Source organism: Paraburkholderia phytofirmans, from assembly GCF_046028095.1.
Lineage (GTDB): Bacteria > Pseudomonadota > Gammaproteobacteria > Burkholderiales > Burkholderiaceae > Paraburkholderia > Paraburkholderia phytofirmans_A.
The window spans coordinates 43,153-60,628 of record NZ_JAQQDJ010000023.1 but is presented as its reverse complement, the minus strand read 5'-3'; the positions used below and the strand labels follow the sequence as shown (position 1 = coordinate 60,628).

The 17,476-nt window shown below is 63.1% G+C and carries 13 protein-coding genes and 1 pseudogene; 11 read left to right on the top strand and 3 right to left on the bottom strand.

Features of this window, described 5'->3' with window-relative positions; all coding sequences use genetic code 11:
- Window positions 1-50 precede the first annotated feature (50 nt).
- Window positions 51-1,313 (top strand): citrate synthase, encoded by a 1,263-nt coding sequence (locus PQR54_RS37065; RefSeq protein ID WP_408254754.1) that lies wholly within the window; start codon window positions 51-53, stop codon window positions 1,311-1,313.
- A 339-nt stretch (window positions 1,314-1,652) separates the two neighbouring features.
- Window positions 1,653-2,987: an MFS transporter gene (locus PQR54_RS37060; protein WP_408254751.1), complete on the top strand. Its 1,335-nt coding sequence runs from the start codon at window positions 1,653-1,655 to the stop codon at window positions 2,985-2,987.
- 118 nt (window positions 2,988-3,105) lie between these two features.
- Here the strand turns inward: PQR54_RS37060 and PQR54_RS37055 are convergent, their stop codons facing one another.
- From PQR54_RS37055 to PQR54_RS37045, 3 genes are all read right to left on the bottom strand, one after another.
- On the bottom strand, window positions 3,106-4,365 hold the full coding sequence (locus tag PQR54_RS37055) for an RNA polymerase sigma factor (RefSeq protein WP_408254748.1): 1,260 nt from the start codon (window positions 4,363-4,365) through the stop codon (window positions 3,106-3,108).
- A gap of 6 nt (window positions 4,366-4,371) precedes the next feature.
- Window positions 4,372-4,743 (bottom strand): YciI family protein, encoded by a 372-nt coding sequence (locus PQR54_RS37050; protein WP_408254746.1) that lies wholly within the window; start codon window positions 4,741-4,743, stop codon window positions 4,372-4,374.
- Between the two features lie 123 nt (window positions 4,744-4,866).
- Window positions 4,867-5,778, bottom strand: a complete 912-nt coding sequence (locus PQR54_RS37045) for a LysR family transcriptional regulator (protein WP_408254744.1) — start codon at window positions 5,776-5,778, stop codon at window positions 4,867-4,869.
- 141 nt (window positions 5,779-5,919) lie between these two features.
- On the opposite strand from PQR54_RS37045, the gene PQR54_RS37040 reads away from it, so the two are divergent.
- The 9 genes and pseudogenes from PQR54_RS37040 to PQR54_RS37000 all read left to right on the top strand — a co-directional run bounded on the left by PQR54_RS37040 (window position 5,920) and on the right by PQR54_RS37000 (window position 17,433).
- A complete protein-coding gene (locus PQR54_RS37040; protein WP_408254742.1) occupies window positions 5,920-6,891 on the top strand; it encodes an ABC transporter permease in 972 nt (323 codons plus the stop codon).
- Window positions 6,888-7,801: pseudogene (locus tag PQR54_RS37035) on the top strand (ABC transporter permease). The gene PQR54_RS37040 and the pseudogene PQR54_RS37035 overlap by 4 nt, the downstream one beginning before the upstream one ends.
- A gap of 8 nt (window positions 7,802-7,809) precedes the next feature.
- Complete coding sequence (locus tag PQR54_RS37030; protein WP_408254739.1) at window positions 7,810-8,787, top strand: ABC transporter ATP-binding protein; 978 nt, start codon at window positions 7,810-7,812, stop codon at window positions 8,785-8,787.
- A complete protein-coding gene (locus PQR54_RS37025; protein WP_408254737.1) occupies window positions 8,784-9,827 on the top strand; it encodes an ABC transporter ATP-binding protein in 1,044 nt (347 codons plus the stop codon). Before PQR54_RS37030 ends, PQR54_RS37025 begins: the two co-directional genes overlap by 4 nt.
- Window positions 9,824-11,437 (top strand): ABC transporter substrate-binding protein, encoded by a 1,614-nt coding sequence (locus PQR54_RS37020; RefSeq protein ID WP_408254735.1) that lies wholly within the window; start codon window positions 9,824-9,826, stop codon window positions 11,435-11,437. The genes PQR54_RS37025 and PQR54_RS37020 overlap by 4 nt, the downstream gene beginning before the upstream one ends.
- Window positions 11,434-13,377 carry a CocE/NonD family hydrolase gene (locus PQR54_RS37015; RefSeq protein ID WP_408254733.1) on the top strand — a complete coding sequence of 648 codons (1,944 nt, stop codon included), beginning with the start codon at window positions 11,434-11,436 and terminating at the stop codon, window positions 13,375-13,377. The genes PQR54_RS37020 and PQR54_RS37015 overlap by 4 nt, the downstream gene beginning before the upstream one ends.
- Before the next feature lie 186 nt (window positions 13,378-13,563).
- A complete protein-coding gene (locus PQR54_RS37010) occupies window positions 13,564-14,664 on the top strand; it encodes a porin (protein ID WP_408254731.1) in 1,101 nt (366 codons plus the stop codon).
- A gap of 533 nt (window positions 14,665-15,197) precedes the next feature.
- Window positions 15,198-15,761 carry a D-alanyl-D-alanine dipeptidase gene (ddpX, locus tag PQR54_RS37005; RefSeq protein ID WP_408254728.1) on the top strand — a complete coding sequence of 188 codons (564 nt, stop codon included), beginning with the start codon at window positions 15,198-15,200 and terminating at the stop codon, window positions 15,759-15,761.
- Between the two features lie 64 nt (window positions 15,762-15,825).
- The gene (locus PQR54_RS37000; RefSeq protein ID WP_408254727.1) at window positions 15,826-17,433 is read left to right on the top strand and encodes an ABC transporter substrate-binding protein; all 1,608 of its coding nucleotides are present in this window, start codon (window positions 15,826-15,828) and stop codon (window positions 17,431-17,433) included.
- Window positions 17,434-17,476 lie beyond the last annotated feature (43 nt).

Below are 17,476 nucleotides of genomic sequence, written 5' to 3'. Positions count from 1 at the left end.
ATACTAGATATCCCGCTCATAGTTGATCAAGATTGATTTTTAAAATCGACATGAAGAAGCAAAACGACTTTCTGACCCGCGAAGAAGCGCTTGCGACGCTCGGCGTAAAGGTCGCCACGCTTTATTCGTACGTGAGTCGTGGTCTCATTCGCAGCGTCCCCGTGGCCGGGACCAAACGTCATCTTTACGCAAGCGAAGATGTCGAACGATTCGCCGCGCGTGGGCGCGGAAGACTGCCGCGCTCCGTCACGGCCGGTACTTCGATGCGCTGGGGCGAACCCGTGGTTGCGTCATCGATCACCAGTATCGACGAGCACGGCCCCGTCTATCGCAACCGCCGCGCCCTCGATCTGGCGCAGGCGGGACACGCGTTCGAAGTGGTCGTGCATTTTCTGATCACCGGTGTCTGGCAGGACACGCAGGCCAATTGGCCGCTCGTCGACATGTCCCCCGACACGGCCGCATTGCTCGCGTCGCACGCAAAGGCTGTCGCACCCGATGACATCGGCAATCTGATGGCCATGGTCGCCCTGAATCTCGGCATGCGTGGAAGGGATCGCGCCGAGATGGCCGATGGCGCCACCGTGCAGACGGTACGCACGATTCTTCATGCGTTTGCCGGTTGCCTGGGTTTTCTTTCGAAGAACGGCCGGTATATCCCGCGTAAGCCGGGCGAAGCGCTTGCCGCATGGGCACTACGTGCGAGTGGCGCGCCGGTCACGCCGCAAGCCGTGCAGGCAGTGAATTCCACGCTCGTGATCCTCGCCGATCACGAACTCACGCCTGCCACGTTCGCGGCTCGTGTCGCCGCCTCGATCGATGCAGGGCTCTGCAACTGCGTCGCCGCAGCCATCAGCGCGCACGTGGGCTATTCGACAGGAGCAGCGACCGATCGTGTGGAAACGCAGCTATTCGACGATCCGCGCGGCGGCGTGCCGAATTCGCGCCTCGAACTCGTGCGCACTCGCGGCGCCAGCCTGTACGGTTTCAATCATCCGCTGTATCCGGCGGGTGACCCGCGAGCCGAATGGATTCTTTCGCTGGCGAGCCGCTGCGGCAATCACGATCCGGCCGTGCGCAAAACGCTGAAGGTTCTCGAACGTCTGCGCGACGAAGACAGCATGACGCCAGGACTCGCCCTCGCGTTGGTGCCCCTGACACGCGCGCTCGGCATGCCGAGAGGAAGCGCCACGGCATTGTGGATTCTCGGCCGCACGGCAGGCTGGTGCGCACATGTCGTCGAGCAGCGCATGCAGGCGTTTATGCTGCGCCCGCGCGCGAAGTATATTTCCGCGACTTCTAACGGCAGCTGACAGCGCTCCGGCGACAAAGCACCGCTTTCGACCGAACAATCTCCATCCCCTCGCTGCATGGAATCCCTTGCAGCCGATTCACTTCGTCTTGGCTCAGGAACGTATCACGCCCTGATAGTCGATTTTGAAAATCAATCTTGATCGAAAAATTATGACCCACCTAGTATCTGGACACTGATCGCGGATAGCCAGTCCGTTCAGAAGGAAACACATGAACGCATCCGGCTTGTACGTTCGAAACGCTCACTGCCTCCCGCCATAAACAACCAAGCAAACGTCTTCACGTGCCACGCCGTTCAGCGCGTGGCGTTGCCAACCCTGGATAGCGGTATTCCGACTATGCGCACGATAGACCTGCAGCAAGTGCTCGACAACGCACGCCTCAATTCGTTTTATTGGAACCTGCTGTTCTGGTGTGCGCTGATGATCGTTTTCGACGGATACGATCTCGCAGTTGCAGGCATTGCGCTGCCCGCGATGATGAAAGATCTGGCCGTGACGCCCGCCAAAGCGGGCATGATGGTCAGCAGCGCACTCTTCGGCATGATGTTCGGCAACGTTGTATTCGGTATGGTCTCCGCACGAATCGGCAGACGCCGCACGATTGCACTGTGTCTCGCGCTCTTCAGCGTATTTACAGCAGCGGCCGGTCTCGCGCATGATCCTCTGACCTTCAGCGCGAGCCGGTTCATCGCGGGACTCGGCATGGGCGGTGTCATGCCCAACGTGGTAGCGCACATGACCGAGTACTCGCCGCGACGGGTGCGCAGTACCATGGTAACGCTGATGTTCAGCGGCTATTCGATCGGCGGCGTGGTCGCCGCGTTGCTGGGAAAAGGTCTCATCGAGGCGCACGGGTGGCAATCTGTCTTTCTTGCAGCGGGCTTGCCGGTACTGCTCGTGCCATTCGTTTTGCGCGCGTTGCCGGAATCAGTGTCGTATTTGCTCGCGGCGAATCGGTCCGACGAATTGAAGAATGTACTCACGCGAATTGATCCGCGCTTTTCTTCTGATGAACCGACACAGTTCCTCCTCTCCGATCGCGGCGATGCTTCAAAAGCAGTGTTTTCCCAGCTCTTCGATGATGGACGCGCCTTCAGCACCTTGATGTTCTGGCTCGCCTGCTTCATGTGCCTTTTCATGGTGTACGCGCTCAGTTCGTGGCTCGTCAAGCTGATGGTCGGCTCGGGCTACGGACTCGGCTCCGCATTGACCTTCATCCTCGCGCTCAACCTCGGCGCGGTCCTGGGCGCAGTGGGCGGTGGCTGGCTCGCAGACCGTTTTCACATCAAGCGCGTTCTCGTCGGCATGTACGTGCTCGCGGCGGTTTCGATTGCATTGCTCGGGTATCGTCTGCCGATGGCATGGTCTCTGGTCTTCGTAGCGCTCGCGGGCGCAGCGACTATCGGTAACCAGATCGTCACGATCGCCTATGCCGGTCAATACTATCCGGCTGCGATACGGGCCACGGGAGTCGGATTCTCGCTGGGCGTCGGACGTTTGGGTGCCATTGTCGCGCCGGTTCTCGTCGGCGCACTGGTCGGCATGGAGCTGCCGCTGGTCCAGGATTTTTTTGCGATCGCAATTCCAGCGGTCATCGCAGCCATCGCCATCTCCGCGATCGACCACGGGCGCTCCGCATCATCGCATCTCAATGCGTTGAAACAGGTCTGAATCGCAGCGACGCGCAACGCATGCAAATCCGGAAACAACGCGATTCCGGTGGGACCGAATGATCCGCACCGCGCAGCGCGCGCCTTGCAATCTCGCGCGGCAATCACAAGGCGCCGATCTAGCCTCTCGTTGATGACAGCTCGATGCGCTTGCGCTGCAAAAATCGGCGCACGGAAGGATCGCGTTCGAGTCCGATCGCGAGATCGTACGCGCCGAGCGCTTCAGCCGTTGCGCCGGCGCGCGCGAGCAGATCGGCGCGCGCGGCCCAGTACGGCTGGTAGTCGGCCAGCCGCGGATCGTTCGCATACGGCTCGAGCGCATCGAGCGCCGCCTGCGGGCCGTCCCGTTCCGCCAGCGCGAGCGCGCGGTTCACCGCGACCACGGGCGACGCTGCAATCGCGAACAGCGCGTCGTAGAGCTGCACGATCTCGTCCCAGTTCGAGCGATGCGTGCGGCAGCGGTGCACATGCGCCGACTGCAGCGCGGCCTCCAGCTGAAAGCGTCCGATTGCGTTGAATGCGCTCGCGCGCAGCAGCAATGCGTCGGCCGCGTCGATCATCGGCGCGTTCCATGTCGCCGGATCCTGGGCCGACAGCGGCACATAGTCGCCGGCCTCGTCGCGTCGCGAGTCGCAACGCGCCTGCGCATACAGCATCAGCGCGAGCAGACCCAGCGTCTCCGGCTCCTCAGGCAGCAGTTCGACGAGCAGGTGTGCGAGAAACAGCGCCTCGCCGGTGAGATCGCGCCTCTGAGCATCGCGGCCGAGCGGGTCGGTCCACCCTTCCGCATACGCCGCATAGACCGCTTCCAGCACCGCGGCGAGCCGGTCGGGCAACTCCTCGCGCTCGGGCACGCTGAACGGAATGCCCGCCGCGCGGATCTTGTTCTTCGCCCGCCCGAGGCGTTTGCTCATCGCGGCGGGCGACATCAGGAACGCGGATGCAATCGTCTTCGCTTCGAGCCCCAGCACGACTTGCAGCATCAGCGGCGTGCGAATCGCAGCCTCGAGCGCAGGGTGCGTGCATGCGAACAGCAGTGCAAGCCGCCGGTCGGGCAACGCGCCTGCTTCACGCCCGTCGATCTCGTCGGCGAGGATCGTGAGCTGGTTCGTCACTTCGTCGCCGACGCGGCGATGCCGCGCGCCGTCGATCGCCCGGCGCCGCGCGACCGTCATCAGCCACGCTTCGGGGTTCGCGGGGCAGCCACGCTCCGGCCAGTCGGCGAGCGCGGCCGCAAACGCATCGGCCAGCGCGTCCTCGGCTGCGGCGACGTCGCGCGTGCGCATGGCCAGCAGCGCGACGAGCTTGCCGTAACTGCGACGGGCGACCGCCTCGGCAATCGAACGCGCCGCGCCGTCAGCGTTCACTGCCCCAGCCATACCGGCTCATGCAACAGAGGACGCATCATACGGGGCAGTCCAGACCGGGCGCACTTCCATCAGGCCGTGCGCTGCGCCGGGGCAACGAGACGCCCACGCGATCGCCGCGTCCAGATTGGGCACGTCGATCAGGTAGTAGCCGGCAAGCTGCTCCTTCGAATCGGAAAACGGTCCGTCGAGCACCTGCGGCTTGCCATCGACGAGCCGCACCGTGGTCGCCGTGTTGGTGTGCTGCAGCCGGTTGGCGCCGACCAGAACGTCCGCTTTTTTCAACGATTCGGTGTACGCCTGATACGCGGCGACGCCTTGCTGCCGCTCGCTGGCGCTCATCTGGTTCCAGCCGTTTTCTTCTGAATAGATCATCAACAGGTATTGCATGTGAGCCTCCGTCATGAGGTTGAGGCGGGAGAATTACATCGGGCCGCCATCACAATGACGCGCGGGCCGCATGCTGACGGACAGGAGGCCACGAAAATGTCGGACGGCGATGCATGGTAGAGGCTAATCAGCCTCGCGCAGCGCATGGAGATTGTCCAGTGCTTCGGCGAGGCAGGCGGCAAATGCATGGCAGGTTCCGCTGATCGGATCGGATTCGAGGGATGCTATGCCAGTCTCGAAGCTGATCGTCGGCACGAATGGCCTCATGACGAACTGCTCCGTGTCGCAACATTGCGCGATCAGCCGGTTGACGATCGCCGCGCCGACCCCACGCGCCGCCATCGCACATGCCACGCTCACCGAATGCACCTCAGCCACTACATTGGGCGTTACCCGCGCGCTGCGGAACGCCGAGTCCACTTCGTGGCGAAGCGCGCTCTGACGCCATAGCAGCACGAGCGGTACGCCGTCCAGATCGCGCGGGGAGACGGTCGCGTTGCCGGCGAGCGGATGCGAGCGTGGTATCACGCACACCGATTCGCTTTTGAAGCGCCACTTCACTGAAAAGCCGGACAGGCGTGTCGGCAGTCGCACGAACGCCAGATCGACCTCGCGGCTCAGCAATGCGCGCTCTGACGCGTCGTAAGTACCCGAAAACACTTCCAATACCGCGTCGCGATGCGATTCGTAGAAATGCTGCATGACAGCGGGCAGCAGAAACTGGGCAAAGGTATTCGGAACCATGATGCGCACGAGCTTGCGCTGTGTGCCGGCCAGCCGCAACTGCTGGGCATGCCGTTCCAGGCAGCGCGCCGCCTCGACGATCGTTTCCACCTCCTGCACGAGCGCGTCACCCTCGCGGGTCGGCATCAGGCGGCCCTGTTCGCGCACGAACAGGCTCAGGCCAAGATTCTCCTCCAACTGGCTCAGCAGACGACTCACCGCCGACTGCGAACAGCCCAGCCGCTGCGCGGCCGCCGTCGTCGTATGCAGCGCTGAAATCGCCGCAAAAGCTTCGAGTTGCTTGAGGTTCATTTCAGGTTCCGCATAGGGGTATGTGGATTCGACATAAGGTTGCGGACAGTTTTTTGCCGTCGAATGATCGGGGCGTTGCATGAGCCCGGTGCCGCTTGCGCCGTACCCCCCGCATTTTCATCATTTGAGGTTTCACACGCAATGATCGCCTTCATCATCCGGCGGCTCATCCAGAGCATCGGCGTATTGCTGCTCACGTCAGTGCTCGTCTTCTGCGGCGTGTTCGCCATCGGCGACCCGATCGCGATTCTCGTCCCGGCCGACGCGACCCCGGCCGAAATCGCCCAGGCCGTGCAATCGCTCGGACTCGACCGGCCGCTCTGGCAACAGTATCTGCATTTCATCGGGCGAGCACTGCACGGCGATCTCGGGCGCTCATTCGTGTTCAACCAGCCGTCGATCCAGCTGATTCTCGAACGCCTGCCGGCAACGCTGGAACTCGCGTGCGTGGCGTTGGTACTGGCGCTGATAGTCGGTCTGCCGCTCGGCCTGATCGCCGGGCTGAAGGCGGGATCGGTGCTCGACCGCACGGTGATGACGGGCTCGATCCTCGGCTTCAGCCTGCCGAACTTCTGGCAAGGCATCATGCTCGTGCTGATCTTTTCGGTCACGCTGGGCTGGCTGCCATCGGCCGGCCGCGGCCAACCCGGCATCCTGTTCGGCATCCACACCAGCCTCGCAACATGGGACGGCCTGCGGCACCTGCTGCTGCCCGCGCTGAACCTGTCGCTCTTCAAGATGTCGCTCGTCACGCGCCTCACGCGCGCCGGCGTGCGCGAAACGCTGCCGCTCGACTACGTGAAGTTCGCCCGCGCCAAAGGACTGCGCGAGCGGCGCGTGATCTTCGTACATGTCCTGAAGAACATTCTGATTCCCATCGTCACGGTAGTCGGCATGGAATTCGGTTCATTGATCGCCTTCGCCACCGTGACGGAGACGATCTTCGCGTGGCCTGGCGTCGGCAAACTGATCATCGACAGCATCACGAAGCTCGACCGTCCGGTGATCGTTGCGTATCTGCTGATCGTGGTCGCGATGTTCACGCTACTCAACCTGCTCGTCGACATCATCTATTCGCTACTCGATCCGCGCGTGCGGCTGGAGGCGGCATGAGACATAGCGCCACCGTTTTTGCATGGCGGCCTGACCGCAATACCACGTCGGGCATCGTGCTGCGCAGCCTGTTCGGCAACCCGGCCGTCGCCGTGGCGACTTGCGTGTGTCTTCTGCTCGTCGCGATCGCGCTGCTCGCGCCGTGGATCGCGCCGCAGAATCCGTACGATCTCGCCGCGCTCAATCTCGTCGACGGCCGCCTCCCACCCGGCGCGCGCGGCGTGAACGGTCATCTGTATCTGCTCGGCAGCGATGCGCTCGGGCGCGACATGTTTGCCGCCATGATGTACGGACTGCGCATCAGCCTTGGCGTGGGCCTGCTGAGCGGCGTCTTCGCAATGTCGCTCGGCACGACGCTCGGCCTCGTGGCCGCGTACTTCGGAGGTCGCATCGACACACTCGTGATGCGCGCCGTCGATCTGATGCTCGGTTTTTTCCGACGATCCTCGTCGCGCTGATGATGCTCGCCATTCTCGGCCAGGGCGTCGACAAGGTGATCCTCGCGCTGGTGGTCGTGCAGTGGGCGTATTTCGCACGCACCGTGCGGGCCGTCGCCGCCGTCGAACGCCGCAAGGAATATATGGAGGCCGCGTTTTGCCTCGGCCTGAGCCACCGGCGCGCGCTGTTCAGCCAATTGCTGCCGAACTGCCTGCCGCCCGTCATCGTCATTGCCCTCGTACAGATTGCCGCCGCCATTTCAGCCGAAGCGACCTTGAGCTTTCTCGGCATCGGCCTGCCGGTCACGCAACCCTCGCTGGGTCTGCTGATCGCAAACGGCTATCAGCAACTGATCGCGGGCTTCTACTGGATCAGTGTTTTTCCCGGCCTGTTGCTGCTCGTGCTGGTGTTCAGCATGAATATCGTCGGCGACAGTCTGCGCGAAGCATTGAACCCGCGTCTGCAGAAATAGGATTTCGCATGTCCACCCCTACCCTGTCCGTGCAGAATTTGCGCACGCATTTCTTTACCGGCGCCGGCGTCGCGAAAGCCGTCGACGACGCGAGTTTCGACGTCGCGCCAGGCGAGATCGTCGGCCTCGTCGGCGAATCCGGCTCCGGCAAATCGATTACGGGCTTCTCCGTGCTCGGGCTGATCGACGCGCCAGGACGCATTGTCGGCGGGCGCGTTCTATTCAAAGGCGAAGACCTGACGACGCTCACGCCTGAAGCACTGCGCCGCTTGCGTGGCAATCGCATCGCGATGATCTTCCAGGACCCGATGATGACGCTGAACCCGGTGCTGCGCATCGACACGCAGATGATCGAGGCGGTCCAGGCCCACACGCGCGTATCGAAGCATGCAGCGCGGCAACGGGCGCGTGACGCACTGGCGTCGGTCGGCATTCCTTCGCCGGACGAACGCTTGCGCGCGTATCCGCATCAGTTGTCGGGCGGCATGCGGCAGCGTGTGGCGATTGCGATCGCGCTGCTGCACGACCCGGAGCTGATCATCGCCGACGAACCGACCACCGCGCTCGACGTCACGATTCAGGCGCAGATCCTTGCTGAAATGCAGAAGCTATGCGTCCGCTCGCATACCGCCATGGTGTGGGTCAGCCACGATCTCGCCGTGGTCGCGGGCCTGGCGGACCGCATTTGCGTGATGTACGCCGGCCGGGTCGTCGAAACGGGTAGCGTCGACGAGATTCTGGAACGACCGCGCCACCCGTACACGATCGGGCTGATCGACTCCTTGCCCGAAAAGGCCCGGCGCGGCGAGTCGCTCAAGCAGATTCCGGGCATCGCGCCGAGCGCACTCAAGCTGCCGGTGGGCTGCGCGTTCGCGCCGCGCTGTGCCTACGCCACTTCGTTGTGCCGCAGCGCCGAGCCTCCCGTCACCGGCGAGGGCACGCATCTGTTCCGCTGTTTCCATCCCCGTTCCGGAGCGCCCGCATGAACGCACCCCATGTCACGGCGCCGCTGGTCGAAGTCGATCACGTGTCGCGCCGCTTCGTCCGACGCCTGAACTACGCCGAGCGGATCGCCGGCTGGCTCGGCGCGCGCGCTGAGGAACAGATCGTCCATGCCGTCGATGATGTCAGCCTGACGATTCATCGCGGCGAAGTGGTCGGTCTGGTCGGCGAGTCCGGCTGTGGAAAATCGACGCTTGGCCGGATGCTGGCCGGGATCGGCACGCCGTCGAGCGGCTCGATCCGCACAATCGAGAAGACCGCCGAGCCATCGGCATCAGGCAGCGAGCTTGACGGCACTCGCGCCGGACAGCGCACTCCGCGCCATCGGCTCGCAACCCAGATGATCTTTCAGGACCCGCTGTCGTCGCTCAATCCGCGCAAGCGGGTGCGCGACATCATTGGCGAAGCGCCGCTCGTACACGGAATCGTGGAGCGCAAACAGCTGGACGCTTATGTCGTCGACGTGATGGAGCGCGTCGGCCTGAATCCGGATTTCCGCGAACGTTTCCCGCATCAGTTTTCCGGCGGGCAACGTCAGCGCATCGGTATCGGCCGCGCCCTGGCGGTGAAGCCGGATTTTCTGATCTGCGACGAGTCGATCGCGGCGCTCGACGTGTCGATCCAGGCGCAGATCATCAATCTCTTCATGCAACTGCGCCGCGATCTCGGTCTCACGTACCTGTTCATCAGCCACGATCTGGGCGTCGTCGAGCACATCAGCGATCGTGTCGCCATCATGTATCTCGGCCGTATCGTCGAAACCGCGCCGACCGTCGAACTGTTCGCCAATCCGCAGCATCCGTACACGATCGCGCTGCTTGCACAGGTGCCGCGCCTGTCGAATCGCAAACGGCAGTTCGAGTCGATTCAAGGCGAGATTCCGTCGCCGCTCGCGCCGCCCGACGGCTGTCACTTCCATCCACGCTGTCCTCACGCGACGCAGCGTTGCCGCACCGAACGCCCCTTGTTGCGCCAGAGTGGCGCCGCCCATCAGGTCGCGTGTCATCTGGTGGAGGTGCGATGAACGCGGTGATTTCATCCATGCGCCGACGCGGCCTCATGCGCACGGCGGCAATCGCACTCGCGTGCGGACTGAGCTTCGCCAGCGCGGCCACCAGCGCCCAGGCGCGCTCGCTGACGATGGCGCTCGCGTCCGAGCCGCAGTCGCTCGATCCGCTGTTCTCGCGCACGCAGAACAATATGCAAACCGCCGAGAACATGTTCGAGCGGCTGATCGAACAGGACGACAACCTGCAGGTCCGGCCCGGCCTCGCGGTGTCTTGGCGCGCGGTCGATCCGCTCACGTGGGAATTCCATCTGCGCCCGAACGTGCGCTTCTCGGACGGCTCGACAATGAGTGCCGACGACGTCGCGTATTCACTGCGCCGTGCGCGGTCCGTGCCGAACAGCCCCGCGCCGTATTCGGGCGCGGTCGCGAACATCGAGCGCATCGAGGTCGTCGACCCGCTGACGCTGCGCATCGTGACGAAGACGCCTTCACCCGCGTTCGTCGAGCAGATCGGGCTCGTGTATATCGTGTCGCAGCACGCCACGGCAGGTCACGCGAGCAACGACTACCGCCTGCCCGCCGTCGCGGTCGGCACCGGTCCGTATCGTCTCGCACGCTGGATTCCCGGCGACCGTCTCGAACTCGTGCGCAACGACTACTACTGGGGCAAGCGGCCTGTTTTCGACACCTGCACCATCCGTTTCGTGTCGAACGACGCCGCGCGACTGTCGGCCTTGCTGTCGGGCTCCGTCGATCTGATCGACAACGTACCGCCGGTCACGATCGGCCGCCTGCGCCACGAACGAAACGTGACGCTCTTTTCCGGTCCGTCCGCGCGGCTCATCTATCTCGCACTGGATTCGTCGCGCGACGCTTCCCCGTTTGTCACCGCCGCCGACGGCTCGGCGATCGCGCGCAATCCGCTGCGCGACGTGCGCGTGCGCGAAGCCATCTCGAAGATGATCGACCGCGATGCGATCACGCAGCATCTGCTGAACGGTGCCGGACTGCCGGCTGCGCAAATCGTGCCGCCCGGCATGGGCGGCTATGACCCGCAGCTTCGACCGGACCGGTACGACCCTGCCGGCGCGCAACGCCTGCTTGTCGCGGCCGGCTATCCGAACGGCTTCCGGCTGACGATCCATTCGTCGAACGATCGCTTCGCGAGTGACGGCGATCTCGGCCAGGCGCTTGGCCAGATGCTCGCGCGCGGCGGCATTGCCGTAATCGATGTCGTCACGCAACCGTACAACGTGTATGCAGGCGCTGCCGCGCGGCGCAGCTACAGTGCGTTCGTCTTCAGTTTCGGCAATACGACGAGCGATTCCGCGATCGCGCTCACCAACGTGCTCGAAAGCTATTCACGTGAGAGCGGCACGGGCGCCTTCAACCGCACTCGCTATTCGAACCCGACGCTCGACCGGCTGCTGCGCGAAGCCGCGGCGACCTTCGATCCGTCGCGGCGCAACCAGTTGCTGCAACAGGCCGCGCACGCGGGCTTCAGCGACTACGGCATCGTGCCGCTCTATTTCCCGGTGGACTACTGGGCGGCACGCAACGGCGTGATCTTCCATCCGAACAAATCTGAACGCACCTCGCTGCTTTTCATCGAGACCCAACCATGACCGACGCTTTTTCCCGCAGCGGGGCGCTTCCCGCTGATTCGACGCTCAACCCGTTTTGCGACGTACTGGTGCCGATGCGCGACGGCGTGCGGCTCGCCACCGACGTGTACTTCCCCGCCGGTTATCGCGTCGGCATCGACGCGCCGCTGCCCACGATTCTCGAACGCACGCCGTATGGCAAATCCGATATTTCGCGTTCGGAAATCCATCACGGCCAGCCGCCCGCGAATCGCGCCGACTTGGCCCGCTATTTCGCCGCGCGAGGCTATGCCGTGGTGCTGCAGGACTGCCGAGGGCGCTACAACTCCGAGGGCACGTTCACAAAATATATCGCTGAAGGGCCTGACGGTTTCGACACGATCGAATGGATCACGCAACAGCGTTGGTCGAACGGCAAGGTCGGCACGATGGGGCTCTCGTACGCGGCCCACACGCAGCTTGCAGCCGCCTGCCTGAATCCGCCGGGGCTCGCGTGCATGGTGTTGGACTCCGGCGGTTTCGCCAACGGGTATCGATGCGGCATTCGCCAGGGTGGCGCTTTCGAACTGAAGCAGGCGACGTGGGCCTTCAACCGAGCAAAGAACAGTACCGCGGCCGCCGGGAATCCGCTGGTTGCGGCGGCGCTGAATGCGAGCGATCTGCGTCAATGGTTTGCGCGGATGCCGTGGCGGCCGGGTCACTCGCCGCTGGCGACGGTGCCGGAATACGAGCGCTATCTATTCGAGCAATGGACGCACGATGTGTTCGACGACTACTGGAAACAGCCAGGCATCTATGCCGAGGGCTATTACGACAGCATGACGCGCGTGCCGGCGGTGTTGATGTCGAGCTGGTACGACGCTTATGTGCGCAGCACACTCGATAATTTCGCCGCGTTATCCGGCACGCCCGGCGCTCCGGCTTATCTGATCATGGGCCCGTGGCTGCACGGCGACCGCAACGTGTCATACAGCGGCGACGTCGAATTCGGGCCCGACGCGGTGATCGAAGGCCAGATTGCGAAAGACTGGCTGGCATTCCGCGCCGACTGGTTCGACCGCTGGCTGCAACCGAACGGCGCGTCGCACGGGGCAGGCGATGCCGTCGCACGTATCTTCGTGATGGGCGGCGGCAGTGGGGCGCGTAATCTGCAGGGCCGCATGGAGCACGGCGGACGCTGGGTCAAGTCAGCGCAATGGCCGTTGCCCGGTACGCGCCTCACGCCGTTCTATCTTGCCGAGGACGGCTCGCTTTCAGCGTCGAATGATGCCTTGCACGCGGCGCCCGCTGCGACCTCGTATTCGTCCGATCCATCCAATCCGGTGCCGACGATTGGCGGCGCGCTGACCTCGGGCGCGCCGGTTTTCGAAGGCGGCGCGTTCGACCAGCGCGAGGACGCGCGCTTCTTCGGCACGCGGCACATGGGCATGCCGCTCTCGGCACGCTCCGACGTTCTCGTGTTTCAGACGGAGCCGCTCGAAGAAGACGTCGCCGTGATTGGGCCGATTATCGTGAAGCTGTGGATTTCGTCCGATGCGCCCGACACCGACTTCACCGCGAAGCTGATCGACGTCTATCCGCCGAACGCGGATTACCCGCATGGCTACGCGATGAACCTGACCGACGGCATTTTCCGCTGTCGCTTTCACGAATCGTGGACCGAGCCGCGTGCCCTCGAAGAAGGCCGCGTCTACGCGATCGAAATCGAACCGTTCGCCACCGCGAATCTGTTCAAACGTGGCCATCGCATCCGCCTCGATGTGTCGAGCAGCAATTTCCCGCACTTCGACGTCAACCCGAATAGCGGCGAGTCGCCCGCGCTGGCGCGCACACCACGCGTCGCGGTGAACCGTGTGCATTTCGGCGCAGGTCAAGCGTCGCACGTCGTACTGCCGCTCGTCCCGGCGGCTTCGCTCGAAGCCATGCAGCCGAACCCGGCGGATAGCCGCAAAACCGGCTAGAAGCGCCTCCGCTACACCCCGTTCCCGGTCATTGAGGCGTCGCGTTCAGCGCGACGTCCGAGGCCCCTTTTTGCCCGGCTTTTCTGCGAAAGGCCGGAAGCGCCCAAACCCGGCACGACAGCTTCCGTTCGTCGCGCGCCGATTTTTCTTTTCAACAGTAAGACCCACTCCAAGAGGAAAAGCACCATGCGCAAACAGACACTATCGGCGACGCTGCTCGCCATTGGCGGCATCGGCCTGTCGGCCGGCGCGGCACACGCACAGTCGAGCGTGACGCTGTACGGCATCGCCGACGGTGGTTTCACCTACACCAGCAATCAGGGCGGCAAGTCGAACTATCAGGCGACCGCCGGCAGCGAACAGGGTTCGCGCTGGGGTCTGCTCGGCAGCGAAGACCTTGGCGGCGGCAACCGTGCGGTATTCCGGCTCGAGAACGGCTTCAATCTGATGAACGGCACGGCCAGCGCGAATGGACGCATCTTCGGACGGCAGGCATGGGTCGGTTTGTCGAGCGATCGCTACGGCACGTTGACGTTCGGCCGTCAGTACAACGCGTCGCAAGATTCGCTGGAACCGCTGCAACTCGCCGCTGACACCGTGCAGTACGGCACGCATCCGTTCGACGTCGACGATATCAACAACACGTTTCGCACCGACAACTCGATCAAATACGTGACGCCGACCTTCTACGGTCTGCAGATCAACACCATGTATGCGCTGTCGGGAAATCCGGGCAATTTCGCGACGAACCGTTCATACAGCGTCGGCGCGAGCTACGCGAATGGTCCATGGCATCTGGGCGCTGCCTACGTGATGCTCGATCATCCCGCCACCGACACGACCGGCGCGATTCCCTCCGACAACTACTTCACTTTCCTGAAGGGCATCAGCAAGCAGCGCATTTACGGCGCGGGCGGACTGTACGACATCGGCAACGCAAGCGTCGGCTTGATGTACACCAACACACGCTTCGAGCTGACACCCGCGAGCCAGTACCAGACCTACCAGAATGCCGAGGCGAGCCTGCGCTACCGCATTTCGCCCGCCGTGCATGCGGCAATCGGCGAGACCTACACGAATGTATCGACGAACGGGAAGGTGGACTCATGGCACTACTGGCAGACGACGGCAGGGCTTCAGTACTTCCTGTCGAAATCGACCGACGTCTATATCGACTTGCTGTACCAGCGCGCCACGAACGCGGTCGCGCAGATCGAGGGGGCATCCGGCCCGTCCAGCAGCGGCACGCAGTTCATTGCCGTCACGGGCATCCGTCATAAGTTCTGAACGCCAGCGAACGCCGGGGAATCTATCGTGCTCGCGCATGCCGGCGCGCTTATGGCCGGCGGCGCGGCGTCAGATCAACACATTCTTCGCGGCGCATATTTACACCCCTGAATGGTCAGCACCATAAAAGCAAAAATTGCACGACCCCGCGGGTTCACTTCTAACGAGACTATTAAAGAATCGTCCTCAATTGATTTTTTATACTCGCGCTGAGGTTATTGGCCTTGTTAGATGCATGTCATCACTCCGTTAAATGACATGCATCTAACCAAATCCGCCTGTGCCAACGCGATTCAGCACGTGTCCCAGTCAACGCAAGCGCCCACGCTCGCGCGCATCGCAGAGCGCATCTACAGCGCCGGCTCAGTGTATCCTCGGCATTCAGTCGACGCGCGGCATCGGCAACGCGTTTCATCTATACCTCGAATACATCTGCCGCCGACAAACGCGCCGCACGAATCGCGAACTACAAGGCGAATCTAACCAGTTCGATCTCCGCACCCTCTCCCATTCAATATTCCACCGCGCCCTCCATGACAGAACCGCGACTCATCGAAATCACGCGCGCCGGGCACGGCGTCGACATCGACCTCGTCTATGCCACCGAGCGCAACCTGACCGGCAAGCCCATCTACAAGCAGGCCCACTGCCTGCTGCTCGAACCAGCCGAAGCCGCTTTGAAGAAGGCAGTCACGATTGCCCGCGACGCCGGCCTGACGCTGCGGATTTTCGACGCCTACCGTCCGCCCCAGGCGCAGCAGGTGCTATGGGATTTCCTGCCGGATCCCACCTACGTCGCTGAGCTCGGCCGTGGTTCGAACCATAGCCGCGGCACGGCGATCGACCTGACGCTGCTCGATGCCGGCGGCAACGAACTCGACATGGGCACGGGCTTCGACGCCATGACGATCGAATCCGAGCACTTCCATCCGGGCCTGCCCGAGGACGTGCAGCGCAACCGCCTGTTACTGCTCGGCATCATGCACGCCGCGGGCTTCGCGCACATCAAGAACGAATGGTGGCATTACGAACTGCCGGGCTCCCGCGCGCTGCCTGTGATCGACAACAGCGAAAGCGGCCCGTTGCGTCTCATGTAGTGGCTTCCGATTTCCGCATTCGTTGTTCCTCGACAGGCTCTACCCCATTCCTTTTGGAGCGAGTATGAAACTGGTATTGCGCAATGCACTGGCGGCGGCAGCGATCGCCTCCGCCTTGACCCTGTCGTTCACGGCGGCCAGCCCCGCCGCGGCGGCCACGCCGAAAGACATGTTCGTCATGGCGACTTTCCTCGACGAATTCACCACGCTCGATCCCGGCGAAGTCTACGAGCTGGTGCCGGAAGAATATGTGGCTAATACCTATGACCGGCTGGTGCGAGTCGATCTGAAAGACCCGTCGAAATTCAACGGCGATGTCGCGCAATCATGGACCGTCAGCCCCGACGGTCTGACCTTCACGTTCAAGATCCGTCCGGGTCTCAAGTTCCACTCGGGCAATCCGCTGACCGCCGACGACGTCGCCTGGTCGATCCAGCGCACGGTCCTGCTCGACAAAGGCGCGGCCGCCGTGCTGCAAGGCATCGGCCTGACCAAAGACAACGCGCTCAGCAACGTGAAGAAGATCGACGACACAACCGTCAGTGTGACGACCGACCAGAAATACGCGCCGACGTTTGTCCTGAACGTGCTCGGCGCGTGGCCTGCGTCGGTGGTGGACAAACAGTTGCTGCTCTCGCACCAGAAAGGCAATGACTTCGGCAACGACTGGCTGCGCACCAACGAGGCGGGCTCCGGCGCCTACAAGCTCGTCAAGTGGACGGCGAACGACAGCATCGTGCTGCAGCGCTTCGACGGTTATCGCTTACCGCTCGCGATGAAGCGCATTGTGTTGCGTCACGTGCCGGAAGCATCGAGCCAGCGCCTGCTGCTCGAGAACGGCGACGTCGATGTGGCGCGCAATCTGAGCCCGGACGACCTCGCCGCGCTGACGAAATCCGGCAAGGCGCATGTGAGCGCCGTGCCGCAGGCGACGCTTCTGTACCTCGGCCTCAACGTCAAGAATCCGAACCTGGCAAAACCGGAAGTTCAGGAAGCGATGAAGTGGCTGATCGACTATAACGGCATCCAGAGCAATGTCGCGAAGACCACCTACAAGGTGCACGAAACATTCCTGCCGGAAGGCTTTCTCGGCGTGCTGAACACGAATCCGTACCAGCAGAACGTCGCAAAGGCCAAGGCGCTGCTGGCAAAAGCCGGACTTCCGAACGGCTTCTCCGTGACGATGGACGTGCGTAACGGCTACCCGTACGGTGAAATCGCCGAGGCCGTGCAGGCCAATCTCGCCCAGGCCGGCATCAAGGTTCAGATCATCCCGGGGGACAACAAACAGACGCTCGCGAAGTACCGCTCGCGCTCGCACGACATCTATATCGGCGAATGGGCGGCGGACTACATCGACCCGCACAGCAATGCGCAGGGCTTCACGTGGAATCCGGACAATTCCGACAAGTCGGCCTACAAGATGCTCGCGTGGCGCAACTCGTGGAATATTCCAGATCTGACGAAGGAAACCAACGCGGCGCTCGCCGAATCGTCGACCGCGAAGCGCGCCGAGCTGTACCAGACGATGCAGAAGCAGGTGCTTGCGAACTCACCCTTCGTGATCATGTTCCAACAGGTCTCGCAGGTCGCCGCGCGGCCGGGCGTGACGGGGCTCGAAGTGGGTCCGATCAACGACCTGGTGTCGTATCGTGACCTGAAGAAGCAGTAACGTATGGGGCGAGGGCGAAGCCGTTCCGGCTTCGCCTTCGACC